The sequence below is a fragment of the Methanoculleus horonobensis genome (genome assembly GCF_001602375.1).
Taxonomy (GTDB): domain Archaea; phylum Halobacteriota; class Methanomicrobia; order Methanomicrobiales; family Methanoculleaceae; genus Methanoculleus; species Methanoculleus horonobensis.
This window is the reverse complement of the sequence record NZ_BCNY01000013.1, coordinates 217471-235289: the sequence shown is the minus strand read 5'-3', so window position 1 is coordinate 235289 and position 17819 is coordinate 217471. Positions and strand designations below refer to the sequence as shown.

Below are 17819 nucleotides of genomic sequence, written 5' to 3'. Positions count from 1 at the left end.
AAAAGGATTATTCGCGGGGATGGTAGAGAACATCCCACTCGGTGACCAGGTTGCTCCCACACATGTAGTGGCGCTTCAAGGAGAGCCGGAACATCTCCTCCTCGGTCTCGATGTGCATGCCGCCGACGAGCGACGGGGTGTCGGCGCCACCGACGATGAACGGCAGGTGAATAAGGCGTATCTCGTCAACGAGGCGGTGGTTCAGCATCGACCAGTTCAGCGTCGGCCCCCCCTCGATCATCATCCGCTCGACGCCGTAGTCTCTCTTCAGGACCCGCATCAGTCCCGGCAGGTCTATGTCTTTCTCGCCCACGACGACGACGTCGACGCCGCAGTCCCGGAGCCGGGCGACATTCTCCGCCGGCGCGGCCTCGCTGACGGCGATGACGGTTCTCGCGTCAGGTCCGAGGACGTTTGCGTCCGGCGGGATATCCGCCCGGCTGCTTGGAATGACGCGGAGCGGGCTCTTTCCCTCGACCAGCCTGACCGTCAGGAATGAGTTGTCGATCCTGATGGTGTTCGCCCCGACCATGATGGCGTCGTATTCCGCCCGGGTTTTGTGGAGGAGGAGTTCGGTTTCGGGGGCCATGTACTTCATGAGGATCTTGCTCGAAGCCCCGCGCTTCAGGGTAAGTTTCCCGTCGACGGTGATCTCCGACATCATGAGGACGTGCGGCCTGTCGTATTCTGGCATTGAAATTCGTTCCCGGTGATCTATCTGGCGGGAGCGTTTATGAATCTGGTGATTTTAGCCGGTAAACGGTATTCGGGTGAAGTGTTGCGGCTTCACTCTGCAGAGCAAAGGTTAAACTCCATACAGGCTGATAAAATATGCGATGAATATAACCTCCCTGCGGCCGAAATTCATCAAATATACGGAGCCAATCGCGTCGTTTTTTATACGCCTGGGCGTTACGCCGAACCAGGTCTCGGTGCTCTCCGTGCTCTTCGGCTTTTCGTGCGCACTTGCCTTCGCCGGGCGCCACTTCATTGCGGGCAGCCTGCTCCTGTTCGTCTCGGCGATCCTCGATCTGGTGGACGGCAACGTCGCCCGGAAGAATCATGCGGAGAGCCGGTTCGGGGCGGTCTTCGACTGGATCGCCGACAAATACGTCGACGCGGCGGTCATCCTCGGCGTGGGGTTCTCCGGCATCCCCATCATCAGCCACCTGGTGAACGTCCCGCCGGTCGCCGACTTCGGTGTCGTGGGGCTGGCGCTCGCGGGGTCGCTGATGAACACCTTCATCAAGCCGGTCACGTATGCTGAGATCGGGTATTCCGAGAGGGTCGCCGGGAAGATCGAGGATCCCCTCGAGGGGGTAGGCTTCTTCGGCAGGCCCGAGACGATCCTCGTGCTGGTGCTCGGCGGTGTGACCGGGCTCCTCTGGGTTGCGGTGCTCCTCATCGCGATCTGCACGAACCTCTCCGCGGCCCAGCGGGTCTTCTACCTCTACCGCCGGTACTCCTGACCGGTTCGTATCTCTTTTTCGGGTCTTGAGGTGAAGCGTGGCGAGTGGGCGTCACGGTCCGCGTCCTGACGGTGCCTCAAACTGTGCTCCTTCGGGGCGTCGTCCCTCAAAGCCTGATGGCTTCTCAAACTCCGGCCCTTCGGCCTTCCCGGCTTCGCATCTTTCACACCTTGTGGTGCTCAAGTTCCTGCCCGTAGGGCAGTTGCATTTCGCGTAAGGCTCGGTCATTACCCTCTACTGCCGACTCACGCGAAGCCGAGAAGGGAAGTTACTCTACCTGTCAACCGGACTTCGTGCCGTTCTTCGCGTGAGTTGCTTGCGAAGGATAACAATACAGTCTCACGCGAAGGGCGCGAAGCCGCGAAGGGTGTTCCAGGTAAACCTCCTACCGTTCTTCTCGGCTTCGCGTGAGATCCTCAGTTCTCCCTGAGCTGAAGTCTCACGCGAAGTGCGACTGGCCGAAGGGTGCGACTGCCGGAACGGCAGGAGCATGAGAAAACGCGAAGCGTTTTCGGGGCAGGAGCATGAGAAGACCGAAGGTCTTCGAAGAACGACACTCAGGATGCGGCTGCCGGGCACTCCCCGCCCGGCGTCAGCGTTCGGTCTTTCCCGCGTTCGGTCGGACAACCCGCTCCACTTCGCCGCGGTAGAGGCGGTAGAGGTTTTCCGCGAGGGTGCCGAGCTGGGGCACGATCATGAAGAGGGCGTAGGCGAGGACCACGAGAAAGACAAGAGCCCCGAGTTCTGCCATGACGTTGTGCGCCCAGAAGAAACTCTCGTACCCGAGTTCGCCGTTGCCGGCGATCTCGGGCAGGTAGGGGAACCACTGTTCGGTATAGGCCGCGATCACGAAGACGTTCCGCACGATATTGAGGATGTAGATCGTCGGGAATACGATGAAGAAGCCGACGATCTTCTGCTTCAGCGTCGACTGCACGCCCCAGGCGACCCCGAGCATGATCGCGATGCTCTGAATGCCGGTGCAGGCGAGGATGATCTCGGTCTGGAACCCGTTGCGCTCCATCAGGTTCCAGGCCTGGAAGGTTACGGGGTAGCCGACCGCCGCGAGCGCCGCCGCGGTCTGGTCGGCGACGGCTGCAATCAGCCAGTTCCCGAGTGCGGGCATGTAACCGAAGGGAGCGTAGATCAGGAATGCCACGGCGGCAATCATCGAGACCTGCATCACCCGGGGGTCGTCGCGGAGCAGGTATTTTGCGGTGATATAGAGGAAGGGTACCGAAAGGACGGCTATCGCCGGGTACATGAAGTTATTGAGTGAGAAGTAGTGGGGGAGCTCGAGGAAGAGGTATCCGACGATGCTTATCCACCCGCCGAGTGCGAAGTACTTCCGGTACCTGCCCGGGATGAGAAAGGCGAGAAAACAGATGCAGGAGATCAGCACCAGGTAGTCCTTCATCCTTTACCCTTCGGCGTATCCGGCTATAATTATTTGTGCACCCGTTCTGTCCGGGTCGCCTCTCGTGTGGAACGATCATGCGGCATGACCAAGAATTAATTGCGATTGCCACCCCATTCATTACAATGATGTTCTGTCCGCAGTGCAAAGGTCTGATGATATCGTCCGGTGGTCAGCTGAAATGTAAAAAATGCGGCTATATCCGTGAGATCGACGATTCCGACCGGTTAAAGAAGACAGACAAACGCGTGGAGAAAGAGATCACCATCGTCGACGAAGAGGACAAGATAGCGACCCTCCCGACCGCGAGCATCAAGTGCCCGGAGTGCGACTGCACGACGGCATTCTGGTGGCTGCGGCAGCTGCGTGCGGCGGATGAGAGCGAAGTTCGGTTCTTCCGGTGCACCGCCTGCGGCAAGACCTGGCGCGAGTACGATTGATTCGGCAACGTTACTGTTCTGATGCCCCTTTGGGGCGCATTTCTTTCTGTCGTTTTTTGGCGGGCTCTTTTCAACTCCACGAAGGCCTGTCACCACTACGCTATCTGATCCTGCGGCCGCACGGGTTCGGCCGGAGAACTCTGTCGTATTAATTCTTTGAACCGATCAATCGATTCTTTGACCTCTTCGCCGGTGATATCGCCTGGATGACTGCATCTCTCCCCTATATCGGCAAGGTGCCGAATGGTCACAAGTTGCCCGCGATCGATACAATCGGTCTCATACAACCGCTGGACCAGAAGTTCGACGATATCCTCCTTCAGGTACTCAAGGCCGTACCTGTCGCAGAGCATTTTCAGGTGTCGTTCAAGTGCAACCCCTGCAAGAACCCCCGCGGCACGATGGTGGCCCAGCCTGTAGAGATTCTCGGCTTCGTCGATCTCGCGGTCGATGAAATCCGAAGATATGAGTTCCCGGACGTTTATTCGCTCTATTTCGGTCAAATCCGTTATAGAGAGGAGGATACTCCTCTGAATCTCGAAGATACGCCAGAAATCATCGATGATCCTAGACTTATTGCGGGACCATTGCAGCCGTTCCAGCTGAATATAATCGATAACGCCGTACCTCCCCTGCGTACCGCCGGAATAGCACAGGTTGAACTCATCGACCCTCTCGGGGACATACTCCCTGACATACCTGTGGGCGACCGTGTACCACCGTTGATACTTCCGTAGCGCGTCCCGCTGTTTTTGCTGTTCCTGGTCGGACAATTCGTCCCACTGGTTATTTGGAGCGAAGAATATCACTCCCATGGGATCCGGCCGTTGAATCAGGTTTGTGGTTCGGAGCAGTCCGATTACAACCTTTTCGATCTCGATTGCAGTGGTCTCGAGTTCGTTTATCGTTCGCCCGATCCCTTCCAGGTCCTTCATCCCGTCACCCCCGCCCTCCGCGAGCCCGTTGAACTCGCAGGCCTGCCTATCGTTCTGCCGGTCGGCCGCATCGTTCATCCCGGCGAGCACCCCGCGCTCGTGCGCGGTCTTCACCGCCGCGGGGCGCTTGTTCTGGTCGAGCGCCTGCTCCGCAAAGGTAACCATGCGGTCGTGGTGCCGGAAGGAGAGGATCTTTGAAATCACCCTGGTGGGCATGGCGATCAATGGAATATGGAAAAGAGCCCGGCAAAAAGGTTGGCATTTATCCCTGCGTATCGAAGGCCGCCGCTGACGATTTCACGATCTTCCGGCGGCCTCTCGTGGTGCGGCGGCCATACTGGGGACACTCTCGTTGCGCGGCGCCCGTCCCCGGCAAAACCTCAATTCTGCCCGCCGGCCCGGCCCTCCCGGGTTTCGATTCCCCAGTATAGGCGCGGGCGCCACATGCTCCGGCGCAGACGCGGCCATTCCAGTGCGGTTTCGGCAACCGTTCCCTGCCGCTTACCCTCAGGCGAATCCGTCCCCTCAACCAGAATGTTGATATAATATACATTATTAATAATGTATAATCGAGGTATACGGATGGCGGAAAATTTTGATGTCAAACTCGAGGAGGCGAAGTACTATACCCCCGAAGCCCACTGCAGGGAGCAGTCCTGGGTCGGGGACTACAACCAGGCCTACCGGGAGTTCCTTTCAGACCCCGACGGGTTCTGGGACACCGTCGCCAGAGAACTCGAGTGGTTCCAGCCCTGGGATCGGGTGAAGGAGTGGAACTATCCCTACGCCAGGTGGTTCCTGAACGGCAAACTCAACATCACCCACAACTGCCTGGACCGCCACGTCCACAACCAGCGGCGCAACAAGGTCGCGATCATGTGGCGGGGAGAGACCGAGGAGGAAGAGCGGATCTTCACCTACCGCCAGCTCTTCCAGGCCGTCTGCCGGTTCGCAAACGGCCTGAAGCGTCTCGGAGTCGGGAAGGGCGACCGGGTCTGCATCTACATGCCGGTGGTGCCCGAACAGATCGTCGCCATGCTCGCCTGCGCCCGGATAGGAGCGATCCACACGGTCGTCTTCGGCGGGTTCGGCGTCAGCGCGCTCAACCAGCGCATCACGGGCACCGATGCTAAGGTGGTCATCACCGCCGACGTCACCTACCGGCGGGGCAAGGCAATCCCGCTCAAGAACATCGTCGAGGAGGCGGTCGTCAACGCGCCCTCCGTCGAGCGGATCGTCATTCTCCGGCGGGATCTCGACAAGCCCGTCGAACTCCATCCCGAGATGGAGGTGGACTACTACGACCTGACGGAGGGCGTCGAGCGGGAGTGCCCGGCCGAACCGATGGATGCGGAAGACCCGCTCTTCATCCTGTACACGAGCGGCACCACCGGATCCCCGAAGGGCATCGTCCACACCTGCGGCGGCTACATGGTCGGAACCTACTACACCACCCGCCACGTCTTCGACGTCAAGGACAACGATATCTACTGGTGCACTGCCGATCCCGGCTGGATCACCGGCCACAGTTACGGCGTCTACGGCCCGCTCCTGAACGGCGCAACCTGCCTCATCGCCGAGACAACTCCGGACTACCCGGACCCGGGCACCTACTGGAACCTCATCGAGGAGTACGGCGTCACCATCTTCTACACCGCCCCGACCGCCATCCGGATGTTCATGCGGGTGGGTGAAGAGTGGCCGGACCGCTACAACCTCTCGTCGCTCCGCGTCCTCGGGTCGGTCGGCGAGCCGCTCAACCCCGAGGCGTTCGAGTGGTTCTACCGCACCATCGGCAAAGACCGGTGCCCGATCGTGGACACCTGGTGGCAGACCGAGACCGGGATGCATATGGTGACCACGATGATCGGCGAGCCGATGCGCCCCGGGTTTGCGGGAAAACCGATCCCGGGCGTCGTCGCGGACGTCGTCGATATGGCGGGCAACCCGTGCCCGCCGGGGACGGGCGGCCTCCTGGTCGTCAGGGAGCCCTGGCCGTCGATGATGCGGACGATCTGGAACGATGACGACCGATACCGCAAGTACTGGAACACCGTCCCGGGATGCTACACTGCGGCCGACCTCGCGGTGAAGGACAAGGACGGCTACATCATGGTGATCGGGCGATCCGACGACCTGATCGTCGTCGCCGGGCACAACATCGGGACGGCCGAGGTCGAGAGCGCGCTTGTCTCCCATGAGGCCGTGGCGGAGGCCGCGGTCATCGGGAAACCCGACGCCCTGAAGGGGAACACCATCAAAGCCTTCGTCATCCTCAGAAACGGCCGGGAGCCCGGTGAGAAGCTGAGAAACGATCTCGTCTACCATGTCAGGATGACACTCGGTCCCATCGCCATACCGTCCGAGATTGAGTTCGTCGATTCGCTCCCGAAGACCCGGAGCGGCAAGATCATGCGCCGGGTCTTAAAAGCACAGGAGCTGGGTATGGACCCCGGTGATATCTCGACATTGGAAGAGTAGAAAACCAACTCTTTATATACCTTTTTTAAGCATGCTATATATATGAATGAGCACAGACCAGAGGAGTCCCTCAAGATAGAAAATATCGTCGCTTCCGCGAAAGTGACGGAGTCTCTTGATCTACCCTCTCTTGCGTCCCGGCTTAAGGACGCGGAATACAATAAGAAGCGGTTCCCCGGCGTCGTTCTCCGGATGCAGGACCCGAAGATCGCCGCGCTCGTCTTCGGTTCCGGCAAGGTCGTCCTGACGGGCGCAAAGAGCATCGACAGCCTCTCGCGCGGCCTGGATATCCTCGCCGACCAGCTGCGGGCGCTCGACATCGACATCCCCGAGAACCCGGAGTATAAGATTCAGAACATCGTCACATCCGCAGACCTCGGGACGCCAATCAACCTCAATAAGATCGCCGTGGGCTTCAACCTGGACAAGATCGAGTACGAACCCGAGCAGTTCCCCGGGCTCGTGTACCGGCTCGATGACCCCAAGGTGGTCGTCCTCCTCTTCGGGTCCGGCAAACTGATCATCACGGGCGGCAAGGTGCCCGAGGATGCGCAGCGTGCGGTACGGCGGATCCTCTCCGAACTTTCCAGTCTCGGGCTCATCTGAAACCCGTCTGATAATCCTTCTCTCTTTTTCCCCAACCCATAAGGGCCATTGGGCCGTTGGTTTTCCATAAGGGCCGTTTCGAATCTCCGGCGGAGCCGGGCAACCACAGTCTCCCAGACCGATGGCACGGCTGGCCGTTTTCGGACTTCCCCGTCCTTTCGATCGCCATCACTCTTCTCCGGAGGGCACCCTCCTGCCGCGTGCGGAAGCGCGATCCGGTGGATAAAAGATTGTTCTCGAAGGTTTGATGGTTCATTCATTCACTTTAAACAGATACAATCGCCAGATCTCCCATTGAAATAATAATATTTTTATAGTTAGATTTAAAACACTAGATAACTATCTGATGGTGAATGGATGAGGTCCGATAAGGTACGGTATTTTACGCCACGCGACGAAGAACTCGCCGAGCTCTTGATGGGCATCGGCATCAAAAGAAACGTCTCCAAAGTGCTCGTATACCTGGCAAATACCGAGGAGGCGACATCCCGGGACATCGAGCGCGGCACCGATCTCCGCCAGCCCGAAGTCAGCATCGCCATGCGCTACCTTAAAGAATGCGACTGGATCGATACCCGCGAGAGCAAGTCGGAGAGCAAGGGAAGGCCGGTGAAGATCTACACGCTCTCGCGCTCAATAACGGAGATCATGGATACAATCGAGAAAGAAAAGAAGAAGGAAGCCCGGCATCAGTTAGACCTCATCCAGAAGATGCGGGAATGCATCTCAACGCAGTGATATGACGCTGCAACCCTTCTCCTCACCGATAATAACCGTTATTTTTTCCGTGTAGGCCGTGAACAGGCCGCACTCCAGCGCACCGGGGATCGAGGCGATCTCCGCCTCCAGGCGCCCGGGGTCTGCGATCGTCCCGAAATTGCAGTCGACGATGAAGTTGCCGTTGTCGGTTACGACCGGGCCGTCTTTCTTCACCCCTTCCCGGAGAACCGGGTCGGCACCGAGCGCCGCAAGCCGGCGGGAGACCGCCTCCACGGCGAACGGGAGCACTTCTACCGGCACGGGCGCGTTCAGGGTCTCCACCATCTTTGTCCCATCAACGACGATGAGCGCCCTCCGCGCCGCGTCGCAGACGCACTTCTCCCGCAGAAGCGCGGCACCGCGCCCCTTGATCAGGTGGAGAGCGGGATCGATCTGGTCGGCCCCGTCGATGGCGATATCGAGTTCGGGGTGCTCGTCGAGGCTCGCGAGGGGAATGCCGTACCGGCGTGCCCGGATGGCCGCCTGGTAAGAGGTCGGGACGCCGACGATGGTGAGCCCGTCCTCTGCTATCCGCTCGCCCAGCCGCTCCATCGCGAAGAAGACGGTCGACCCGGTGCCGAGCCCGACGACCATCCCGTCCTCGACCTCTTCTGCCGCGCGGTAGCCTGCGTTCCTCTTCGATGCCGCCTGTTCTGCTGCACTCATGCTGTACTCTTCTCCTCCCGCTCAGATATGCATGCCGTCGAAGATGCCCTTGAGCTCGTCCGCGGCGGCATACGCCGTGCAGTCGAGGGTGATCGGCGTGATGGAGACGTTGCCTCTCTGCACCGCGTGCACATCGGTGCCTTCCTCCGCATCCTCGTACAGCGGCCCGTCGATCCAGTAGTAGGGACGGCCGCGCGGGTCGAGGCGCTCCTCAACGCCGGTGTAGAAGAGTTTCTCGGCAAGGCGGGTGATCTCGTATCCGCCGCGCACCCGTGCCGGAATATTCACGTTGATGACGTGAGCCTTTCCGGGGAACCCGTTTGCAAAAACTTTCTCGCAGATCTCGCGAATCACCCGTTTCGCGTCGGAGTACCGGTCGATGATCCGCGAGGGGTCGTCGAACTTGTCGCCCTGGTCCTCCACCTGGAGCGAGAAGGCAAGGGACGGCACCCCCTGGTTCGACGCCTCGAGCGCGGCCCCGACGGTTCCCGAGGTCATGATCGACTCGAACGAGAGGTTCTCGCCGATGTTTACCCCGCTGACCACAAGATCGGGGTTCAGGTGCAGCGCGAAGAGTCCGATGATCACGGCATCGGTCGGTTTCCCGCCGACCGAGTAGGCGGTCACGCCGTTCATCGTCACCTGATTCGCACGAATAGGCTCGAAGATGGAGATAGACCTTCCTACGGCGCTCTGCTGGGTGGCAGGCGCGACCACGGTGACGTCGGCGATCGGCGCGAGCGCGTCGTATGCCGCCCAGAGTCCCGTAGAGGTTATCCCATCGTCGTTGGTGAGCAGAATCTTGGGCTTCATCCTTGTCTATAGGGATGGTTTCCGCGCATCAAAAACCTGCCCGATCGTCAGGGTCAAGTCCTCTGTAGCTAACCTCTACTGCAATGAAGGTCTTTCTCGCCGAATACTCCGTATGCAACGACCCCGAGCTTGCGCCCGAGGGCGCCGCCATGCTCGCCGCCATACGCGGCAGCTTTGAGCGGTGCGGCTACGAGGTGGTGACGCCCGAGCGCCCCGACTTCGAGGGCGAGATCAAGAGGCTCGCGCCGGAGTGCGACGTAGGCCTGGTCATCGCACCGGATCACCTCCTCTTCCGGTACACGCATCTCCTCGAAGGGCTGACCCACAACATCGGGTGCGGGAGCATGAACGCGGCGGTCTGCGCCAACAAGCAGCGGACGGCGGATATCCTCTCCCGGAACGGGATAGCCGTTCCCCCCACTGCCGGGGAAGGAAGGAGAGTCGTCAAACCGATCACGGGCTGCGGCGCTCTCGGGGTCCGCCTGACGGATGAGGAGCCGGGAGCCGGCGAGTTTGCACAGACCTACGTCGAAGGAGAGGCGCTGAGCGTGAGCCTGGTGGGGAGCCGGGTGACCGGCAACGTCTGCGAGTTCTACACGGGCGCCGTGCCGCTCCTGCTCGCCGTCAACCGGCAGGAGATCGCCGTCGCGGACGAAGGGAGGTTCCTCTACCTCGGGGGAGAGACGCCCGTCCATCCCGATCGCGAGGAGGAGATCGTCGATCTTGCCGTCCGGGCGATGAACGTCCTCGGGTGCCAGGGGTACGCCGGGATCGACGTCGTCGCCGGTGACCGGATCTACGTCGTGGACGTCAACCCGAGGCCCACGACCAGCCTGGTCGGGATCGCGGCCGTCATGGAGGAGGAGATCGCCGATATCCTTGTTGCAGCGTCGCACGGCGAGGCGCCGGCGGAGGTGCACCTCGCCGGGAGGGTGCGGTTCGACAAGGACGGGGGGCTTCACCGGCTATGATCGGGATCGATATCGGCGGCGCGAACCTCAAGGTCGTCGACGATACCGGCGTGCATATCCACTACTGCCCCCTCTGGCAGGGCGCGCCGCTCGCCGCTCTCCTCAAACCCTATGCCGGAGAGCCCGCCGCCGTGGTGATGAGCGGGGAGCTCGCCGACTGCTTTGCGAGCAAGATGGACGGCATCCGGTGGATCGTCGAAGCGGTGCAGGAGGTCATTCCCGGCGCTGTCTTCTACGGCACCGACGCGGCGTTCCATACCCGGCCGGTTCCGGCCCTTGCCGCCGCGAACTGGCTGGCGTCGGCCGACTACCTGCGGGAGAACCATGCCGACGCGGTGCTCCTCGACGTGGGAAGCACCACCGCCGACGTCATCCCCCTGAACCGTTTTGAAGACCTCAAGGGGCTGACCGACACCCGGCGGCTGCAGGAGCAGTACCTAGTCTACACCGGCATGCTCCGGACGAACGTCGCGACGCTGGTCTCGTCGGTCACGCTCGACGGGACGGCGACCCCGGTGAGCACCGAGTACTTCGCCGCAAGCGCCGACGCCCACCTCGCGCTCGGCCAGATCACCCCGGAGGACTACACCTCCCCTGCACCCGACGACGGCGAGAAGACCCCCCAAGCGGCGCTAAGGAGGCTTGCCCGGGTGGTCTGCGCCGATCTCGACGAGATCGGGAGGGACGGGGCGCTGGCAGTCGCCCGGGTGTTCTGGGATGCCCAGCGAACGCTGATCGCCCGCGCAGTAGATCGTGCAGTATCCCGGAGCGGTGCCGGGCGTCTGATCACGGCCGGGATTGGAGCGGACCTCTTTGCCCGCGAACTCGGCGGCGTTACGCTTCAAGAAGAGATCGGAGAAGTCTCGGATGCACTGCCGGCATACGCGGTCAGGGAGGTGGCGCTACGGCGCGCCGGTGGAACCTGACCCTTCTTCTGCTCGCGGTGTCTCTCGCCGTCACGGCCGTATCGCTGGCACTAGGATTCCCGTTCTTCTTTCTCTTCCTGTTCATACCGCTGATCCCGCTCTTTGGGCGCCGCCCTGCCGTGAAGCGGTGCCCTGCCTGCGGGTGGGAAACCGCAGGCAGCGAGCGCTTCTGCCCCTACGATGGGACGCCGCTCACGGTTGAGGGTGAAGGTGGCGAGGTTCAGGAGAGAGAGCGGTAACAGGAAACCGAAGAGGTCGGTTGCGGAGATCGGCCCGAAGTCGCGGGAAGCGTAGTTCCGGATCGTTCCGCGGTCGACGACGATCCCCATCGCCCGCAGATGCTGCGCAACCTGGTTGAAAGGCATCTGCTGCGAGAGGAGGAGGCAGAGATCGACGATGGGCGACGCGAGGCGGGTGTCGGGGTAGAAGGGAGCGTCCGCATAGCAGAGGACGCCGCAGTCCTGGCAGTAGAAACGCTTCACGAAGACCCGGATGGTGCGTTCTTTGTCATCATCGAGGATGACGGCAAACCGCTTTGCCCGCATGTCGTGCCCGAGCACCTGGCCCCCGCACGACGGGCAGGCGTCGAGATCGCCGAATATCACGCCGTCCATCGACGCGAGGGCGTTTCCCACCAGATCGACGAGCATCGGCGGGATCAGCACTGTCTTCTTTGCTATGGCAACTCTCTCCCGTGTAGTTGTATGAGAGGGGTTTGCACCCACCAATAATAACATCTCTCATCGAGCAAGAGTGAACGGCATCATGGTCGTTACAGGCCGCAGGAGAGTGCTCCGGAGAGCACCGGTTCTGGTCTATCCTGCCGTCCCGGCTTCGTCAGGTGACAATCCGGCTCCTGAGCGCCCGGAGATGCCGTCCCCCGGGCACTGATCCCGGTTGGGGCCGATCTTCCACCCGCCGAGGTTCGTGAGCATCCCGGAGTCCCCTATAATCTGCGGCCGGTGCAAATAACTCTTTCTGATGGACACCCCGTTTGTGCTCGTCCCCCACGCTACCGGATCCAGACGCAAGACCGCATTCGGCCCCGAACCCGGGAAGGCGACCAATATCTCCTGACTATTTTTTTACAATGGGATATTTCAGGGCGCATCCCCCATCAGGCCGATAAAATGCTCCCGAATGCATTTCAGGGCAAGTATGTCCGACATCGTGCAGGTCTCCCGGTACCGGGCCGGCTGCAGCCCACACTTATTCATCAAAAAAAGGGGTGTTAATCACTATAGTTAAATATTCTGAACCCCGTATTTCTATGTATCCGAGGTTTTAACCATGGATCTCAAGTATGTTCAAACTACATGCCCGTACTGCGGTACGGGGTGCAGCTTTAACCTAGTTGTGAAGGACGGGAAGGTTGTCGGCACACAACCTTACAAGCGTTCTCCGGTCAACGAGGGAAAAGTCTGCCCCAAGGGCACTTACGCTCACGAGTTCGTGAACAGCCCGGACCGCCTCACAAAGCCGCTCATCAAGAAGGACGGCAAGTTCGTCGAGGCGACCTGGGACGAGGCCTACGACCTGATCGCCCAGAAGTTCAAGTCGTACAAGCCCGATGAGATTGCCTGCCTCTCCTCAGCCCGTGTCTCCAACGAAGAGAACTACCTGCTGATGAAACTGGCACGCGGCGTCTTCAAGACGCGGCACATCGACCACTGCGCCCGGCTCTGCCACGCGTCCACCGTCGCCGGCCTCGCCGCCTCGTTCGGCTCCGGTGCGATGACCAACTCCATCCTCGACATCGCCGAGTCGAAGTGCGTCTTCGTCATCGGGTCCAACACATTCGAGCAGCACCCGCTCATCGGCCGCAAGATCATGCAGGCAAAGATGAACGGTGCGAAGGTCATCGTATTCGACCCGCGCTACACGCCGACCGCGAAGCAGGCGGATCTCTATGCATCCTTCTACTCCGGCACCGATGTGGCCATCCTCAACTGCCTGATGGGAGAGATCATCCGGAACGGATGGGAGGACAAGGAATGGGTCTCGAAGCGTGCAAAGGGATACGAGGAACTCAAAGCGACGGTGCTCAAGGACGATTACCTCCCCGAGAACGTCGAGAAGGTCTCCGGCATTGCCGCTGCTGACCTCAAGAAGGCAGCCGAATGGATCGGTACCGCCGAGTCCTCCTCGCTCCTCTACTCGATGGGCATCACCCAGCACACGGTCGGCGTCGACAACGTCAAGTCGACTGCAAACCTCCAGATGCTTACCGGAAACATCGGCAAGCGCGGCGGCGGCGTGAACGCGCTCCGTGGCCAGAACAATGTCCAGGGCGCCTGTGACATGGGCTGTCTCCCCGTTGTCTTCACCGGCTACCAGAAGGTCATCGACGAGGCCGTCCACAAGAAGTTCGCCGACGCCTGGGGCTTCCCCGACGGCATCTGCGAGCCGAAGAACGGCTATGAGGTCACCGTCATGTTCAACGTCCTGACCGAGAACCCCGGCGAGCTCAAGGCGATGTACATCATGGGCGAGAACCCGATGCTCTCCGACCCGGACCTCACCCACGCGGAGCACGCACTCGAACAGCTCGAGTTCCTGGTGGTGCAGGACATCTTCCTGACCGAGACCGCCCAGCACGCGGACGTCGTTCTGCCCGCCTCCTGCTACGCAGAGAAGGAAGGCACCCAGACCAGCACCGAGCGGCGCGTCCAGATGTGGCGCACGGCCCAGAACCCGCCCGGCGAGGCAAAGGTCGACTGGAAGATCCTCTGCGAAGTGGCAGCCGCCATGGGCTACGCCGCCCAGTTCCCCTACCAGAGCGCCGAGGAGATCTTCAACGAGGTCGCCGCCCTCACGCCGTCCTACCACGGCATGAACTACGAGCGGCTCAACCGGCCCGAAGCACTCCACTGGCCCTGCCCCACGGAAGACCACCCCGGCACGCCCATCCTGCACATCGGCAAGTGTTCGCACCCCGATGGCATGGGCGTGATGCACCCCATCGAGTGGAAACCCCCGGCGGAAGTCCCCGACGCGGAGTACCCCTACATCCTCACCACCGGACGGTGCATCTGGCACTGGCACACCGGATCCATGACCCGCCGCTCCGAGACGCTCGATAACGAGGTCCCGACCGGCTGGATCGAGATCAACACCGAGGACGCAAAAGAACTCGGCATAGCGAACAAGGAAATGGTCCGGGCAAGCAGCCGCCGCGGCAAGGTCGAAGTCGAAGCGAAAGTGACCGACGAGATCAAGAAGGGCGTCATGTTCATGCCGTTCCACTTCGCCGAGTGTGCAGCGAACGTCCTGACGAACAACGCGCTCGACCCGATCGCAAAGATCCCTGAGTTCAAGGCCTGTGCTGTGAAGGTCGAGAAGATTACGGAGGCCTGAAGATGGCAGCAAAAGGCGATATGGTCTACGCATGGGCAGCCGACGCCGCCTGCCAGGAGAAGGGCGAGTGCGGCGGAGCGGTCACCGCTCTGCTGACGCACGCGCTTAAATCCGGCATGGTGGACGCTGTCCTTGCCGTAAAGAAGGGACAGGATCTCTACGATGCCGTCCCCACGTTCATCACCGACCCGGCCGAGATCGCACAGACGTCCGGCTCACTCCACTGCGGAACGCTCTTGCTCTCGAAGCTGGTCAAGAAGTACCTGGATGGCGCCGAGGATATGCGGATCGCCATGCCGGTGAAAGGCTGCGATGCGATGGGCCTGTACGAACTTGCAAAGCGCAACCAGATCAACCTGGACAACATCCTGATGATCGGCCTCAACTGCGGTGGATCCGTGAGCCCCGTGGCTGCACGGAAGATGATCGCCGAGAAGTTCGGGGTCGACCCGAACGACGTCGTCAAGGAAGAGATCGACAAGGGTCAGTTCATCATCGTCACGAAGGACGGCCAGCACAAGGGCATCTCGATGGACGAACTCGAGGAGGAAGGCTTCGGCCGCCGGTCGAACTGCCGCCGCTGCAAGATGAAAGTCCCGCGCCAGGCGGATCTCGCCTGCGGCAACTGGGGCGTCATCGGCGACAAGGCGGGCAAGGCCACCTTCGTCGAGGTCTGCTCCGAGAAGGGTGCAAACCTCCTCGACGGCGCCGCAAAAGCCGGAGAACTCAAGACCGAGCCCGCGAACCCGAAGGGTATCGAGATCCGCGGCAAGGTCGAGAACGCGATGCTGAAACTCGGCGACAAGTGGCGGGCGAAATACTTCGAGGGCCTCGGCGAGGGCAAGGATCGTCTCAAGAAGATCATGGACGAGACGAGCCGGTGCATCAAGTGCTACGCCTGCATCGAGAACTGCCCGATCTGCTACTGTGTCGAGTGCAGCACGAAGAAGGCGTACCTGGTCGAACCCGGTCAGGTCCCGCCGCCCTTCATGTTCCACCTGATCCGGTATGCCCACATCTCCGACTCGTGTATCAACTGCGGTCAGTGCGAAGAGAACTGCGCGATGGATATCCCGAACGCGCTCTTCATGCACGCCCTGCAGGTTGATCTCCAGGAGATGTTCGGCCATGTCCCGGGTGTGGACATGGAACTCCCGGTGCTCGCGCTCGTCGAGGAGAAGGCGGAACGCAAGCGTCTCTCCGACACCGGCAGCGACCAGATCTTCAACGTCTTCGAGTGAGGGGAGTCTTCTCCCTCTTTTTTTTGGCAGACTGCGACCGGTCAGCGGAGGCTCCGGCGCCGATTGGATCATCAATCGGATTATGAGAGACTGGATTGGTTCTGCTCCGCTCCTCAAGTTCAGGTGTCGGATGCTACCCGGGGCTAAAAAGAGGGTGTGACTCTGCTCACAGAACCGTGTGAGAGAGGGGGGGAATTGCGCTCTGGTCGGAGAAGGTCTCCTCGTGGCCGTCCGGGAACCAGACCACTGTCTGAGCGGGGGAGAAATCGGCCTCTACCAACGGTGCAAACCAGTAACCGTCGAGGACGGCCTGTGCCTCAGTGAAGTCGAGGCCCGGTGTCGAGTATGTCTTCCCTCCGGCCGCATCGGTGATCTTTGCAAACTCTGCAGCAGAGAACGAGGCGAGATCGCTCTCGGCCGAGGTCACCGTTACGGGAACCCCGAGCGTTCCTTCGAGCGCCGACTTCAGCTCCTGCGCCGGATCGGTGATCTTGAGGAAGACAGCGATTGTCTCGATCCATGAGAGTGTGTAGTTGAACGTGATGTCCGCGCTCGCATCCTCATTCACGGTTATCTGAAGGCGGTCCGCGCTGAAAGCCCCTGCTGGAGCCACGATAATCGCCATGAGCAGAAGAGAGGCGACCAGAATCTCGCGTTTCATTCTTGTACCTCGAAGAACATTATGGCGTTTGAATGGATAAATTTTTGGAGTCATCCTGCGGATGGCTCCTTCCGGTCAGTGTACCCGCAGCCAGAGGTGAAGGTTGCGGTAGCCGGCCTGTGTGAGATCGTTTCTCGCGATGTTGTCGGGCGGTGTCTCTGCAAAGAGGAGGAACTCGATCCGGTTCGTATCCGGATCCATGATCCTGAAGGTGTAGGGCTGCTCGACGGTCCGGTTGTGCGGCACCGTGACGGAGAACCGGTCGATGAGCGTCGCCGAGACGATCGTCGACTGGTTCGTCGCGTTATTGAACCTGCTCTCCACGGCAAACGTCTCCACCGTGTAGGTGATGTCCCGGTATTCGTGGTTCCCGATCCCGAGGATGACCGTTTGAGGCGTTCCGGACATGAACTCGGTCGGGTAATCGGCCGCTTTCCCTCGCGGCCCGAGGACGTAGAACTCGGTGAACTTCTCGCCCTCTTTTGGAACCGTGATGATGAAGACTGTCGTTGCCGCGGCCACGAGGACGGCGGCGATGAGGGCGACGCTTAAGACCCGGTCGAACCGGGACGCGGAACCGCCGGAGAACTCCTCCCGTATCGAAGCCCGGTAGGTGGCGAAGGGAACCGTAAAGCGGTTCTCTTCCGGGAGTTCTCGGCGCCGGAACTGGGCGGTGAGGCCGACGGCGAGACTGAATCCCAGGAGGATGGCGGCGATGGAGTCGAGTCCGATGCCCCAGGACGTGTAGTTGAGCGCAAAGCCGAGGAGCGGCACGGCGGCGATGGAGATCCCGAACGAGAGGGCGGTGCGTTCTATTCCGTCGAGGTCGTCTCTTGCCGGGAAGAGCGCCGCAGTCAGGAGGTAACCGGGGATGAAGAGGATGAACGGCAGGACGAAGACCACGCGAAGGGGACTCTCGCTGAGGATTGGGGCGTAGATGCCGGCAAGGGCGAGGAAGACCCAGAGGTAGATGCCCTTTAAGTCCAGCGGGATGGTGCGGGGATCCAGTGACCCGATGAGAGTGCCTGCGGTAGTTTCGGATGTCATTCTGCTACCCCATAAAAAGCCATGGTATAA

General features: G+C 60.8%; 17 protein-coding genes. 9 read left to right on the top strand and 8 right to left on the bottom strand.

From position 1 onward, the window contains the following. Positions 1-7: 7 nt before the first annotated feature. Positions 8-694: a RibD family protein gene (locus tag MCUHO_RS04150; RefSeq protein WP_067073775.1), complete on the bottom strand. Its 687-nt coding sequence runs from the start codon at positions 692-694 to the stop codon at positions 8-10. A gap of 142 nt (positions 695-836) precedes the next feature. Here MCUHO_RS04150 and MCUHO_RS04145 point away from each other — a divergent pair, with 142 nt between their 5' ends. Further along, positions 837-1469: a CDP-alcohol phosphatidyltransferase family protein gene (locus tag MCUHO_RS04145; protein WP_067073770.1), complete on the top strand. Its 633-nt coding sequence runs from the start codon at positions 837-839 to the stop codon at positions 1467-1469. A 592-nt stretch (positions 1470-2061) separates the two neighbouring features. Here the strand turns inward: MCUHO_RS04145 and artA are convergent. Beyond that, complete coding sequence (gene artA / locus MCUHO_RS04140; protein ID WP_067073766.1) at positions 2062-2886, bottom strand: archaeosortase A; 825 nt, start codon at positions 2884-2886, stop codon at positions 2062-2064. A gap of 125 nt (positions 2887-3011) precedes the next feature. Between artA and MCUHO_RS04135 the strand changes: the two genes are divergently transcribed. After that, positions 3012-3326: a transcription factor S gene (locus MCUHO_RS04135; RefSeq protein ID WP_011844235.1), complete on the top strand. Its 315-nt coding sequence runs from the start codon at positions 3012-3014 to the stop codon at positions 3324-3326. A gap of 95 nt (positions 3327-3421) precedes the next feature. Here the strand turns inward: MCUHO_RS04135 and MCUHO_RS04130 are convergent, their stop codons facing one another. Continuing rightward, a complete protein-coding gene (locus tag MCUHO_RS04130) occupies positions 3422-4477 on the bottom strand; it encodes a hypothetical protein (RefSeq protein ID WP_161485878.1) in 1056 nt (351 codons plus the stop codon). 366 nt (positions 4478-4843) lie between these two features. Between MCUHO_RS04130 and acs the strand changes: the two genes are divergently transcribed. The 3 genes from acs to MCUHO_RS04115 all read left to right on the top strand — a co-directional run bounded on the left by acs (position 4844) and on the right by MCUHO_RS04115 (position 8086). Further along, positions 4844-6742, top strand: a complete 1899-nt coding sequence (gene acs, locus MCUHO_RS04125) for an acetate--CoA ligase (RefSeq protein WP_067073759.1) — start codon at positions 4844-4846, stop codon at positions 6740-6742. A 42-nt stretch (positions 6743-6784) separates the two neighbouring features. Then, the gene (locus tag MCUHO_RS04120; RefSeq protein ID WP_067073756.1) at positions 6785-7348 is read left to right on the top strand and encodes a TATA-box-binding protein; all 564 of its coding nucleotides are present in this window, start codon (positions 6785-6787) and stop codon (positions 7346-7348) included. 357 nt (positions 7349-7705) lie between these two features. Beyond that, entirely contained in the window at positions 7706-8086 is a 381-nt protein-coding gene (locus MCUHO_RS04115; RefSeq protein ID WP_067073753.1) for an ArsR family transcriptional regulator, read from the top strand. On the opposite strand, the gene rpiA is transcribed toward MCUHO_RS04115, so the two are convergent. Together rpiA and surE are read right to left on the bottom strand one after the other, a co-directional pair. Continuing rightward, the gene (gene rpiA / locus MCUHO_RS04110; protein ID WP_067073751.1) at positions 8075-8773 is read right to left on the bottom strand and encodes a ribose-5-phosphate isomerase RpiA; all 699 of its coding nucleotides are present in this window, start codon (positions 8771-8773) and stop codon (positions 8075-8077) included. The genes MCUHO_RS04115 and rpiA overlap by 12 nt on opposite strands. Positions 8774-8794: 21 nt before the next feature. Then, positions 8795-9586 carry a 5'/3'-nucleotidase SurE gene (gene surE, locus MCUHO_RS04105; protein ID WP_067073747.1) on the bottom strand — a complete coding sequence of 264 codons (792 nt, stop codon included), beginning with the start codon at positions 9584-9586 and terminating at the stop codon, positions 8795-8797. Between the two features lie 83 nt (positions 9587-9669). On the opposite strand from surE, the gene MCUHO_RS04100 reads away from it, so the two are divergent. Continuing rightward, entirely contained in the window at positions 9670-10557 is an 888-nt protein-coding gene (locus MCUHO_RS04100; protein WP_067073743.1) for an ATP-grasp domain-containing protein, read from the top strand. Next, on the top strand, positions 10554-11483 hold the full coding sequence (locus tag MCUHO_RS04095; protein ID WP_067073740.1) for a hydantoinase/oxoprolinase family protein: 930 nt from the start codon (positions 10554-10556) through the stop codon (positions 11481-11483). Before MCUHO_RS04100 ends, MCUHO_RS04095 begins: the two co-directional genes overlap by 4 nt. A gap of 50 nt (positions 11484-11533) precedes the next feature. On the opposite strand, the gene MCUHO_RS04090 is transcribed toward MCUHO_RS04095, so the two are convergent. Beyond that, complete coding sequence (locus tag MCUHO_RS04090) at positions 11534-12220, bottom strand: hypothetical protein (RefSeq protein WP_084385916.1); 687 nt, start codon at positions 12218-12220, stop codon at positions 11534-11536. Positions 12221-12773: 553 nt separating this feature from the next. On the opposite strand from MCUHO_RS04090, the gene fdhF reads away from it, so the two are divergent. Together fdhF and MCUHO_RS04080 are read left to right on the top strand one after the other, a co-directional pair. Continuing rightward, the gene (fdhF, locus tag MCUHO_RS04085) at positions 12774-14840 is read left to right on the top strand and encodes a formate dehydrogenase subunit alpha (RefSeq protein WP_067073736.1); all 2067 of its coding nucleotides are present in this window, start codon (positions 12774-12776) and stop codon (positions 14838-14840) included. A gap of 2 nt (positions 14841-14842) precedes the next feature. Next, the gene (locus MCUHO_RS04080; protein ID WP_067073733.1) at positions 14843-16081 is read left to right on the top strand and encodes a Coenzyme F420 hydrogenase/dehydrogenase, beta subunit C-terminal domain; all 1239 of its coding nucleotides are present in this window, start codon (positions 14843-14845) and stop codon (positions 16079-16081) included. 166 nt (positions 16082-16247) lie between these two features. Here MCUHO_RS04080 and MCUHO_RS04075 read toward each other — a convergent pair whose 3' ends face one another. Next, positions 16248-16742 (bottom strand): hypothetical protein, encoded by a 495-nt coding sequence (locus MCUHO_RS04075; protein ID WP_067073730.1) that lies wholly within the window; start codon positions 16740-16742, stop codon positions 16248-16250. Positions 16743-16817: 75 nt separating this feature from the next. Next, complete coding sequence (locus MCUHO_RS04070) at positions 16818-17789, bottom strand: DUF1616 domain-containing protein (RefSeq protein ID WP_067073727.1); 972 nt, start codon at positions 17787-17789, stop codon at positions 16818-16820. Positions 17790-17819: the final 30 nt, after the last annotated feature.